Below are 419 nucleotides of genomic sequence, written 5' to 3' on the forward strand. Positions count from 1 at the left end.
GAACCAGGACTTCTATCTCGGCCAGGGCGAGAAGCGCTACCAGCGCACCATCGAGCTCGACGCGATGCGCGGCCGGATCGTCGACCGCAACGGCGCGATGCTGGCCGTCAGCCTCAACACCTACGAAATCTGGGCCAATCCCAAGCAGGTCGATTCGGCCGCCTACGGCCCGCTCGCCAAGCTGCTCGAGATGCCGGCGGCCGAGGTCAAAAGGCGCTTGTCGGTCGACAAGCAGTTCGTGCTGCTCAAGCGGCAGATCGATCCCGAAACCGCCGCGCGCCTCGACAAGCTCGACCTCGCCGGCATCACCCAGATCGCCGATTCCAAGCGCTTCTACCCGGAAGGCGAATCGGCCGCCCACGTGGTGGGCTTCACGAATATCGAGGATCGCGGCCAGGAAGGCGTGGAACTGGCCGCCA

Annotated in this window: 1 pseudogene; it reads left to right on the forward strand. The window is 65.4% G+C overall.

The features are described from left to right. Positions 1–419, forward strand: a pseudogene (locus HWY45_RS36425) (penicillin-binding protein 2); the annotation flags it as partial.

This window comes from Burkholderia stagnalis, assembly GCF_902830275.1.
Classification (GTDB): Bacteria; Pseudomonadota; Gammaproteobacteria; order Burkholderiales; family Burkholderiaceae; genus Burkholderia; species Burkholderia stagnalis.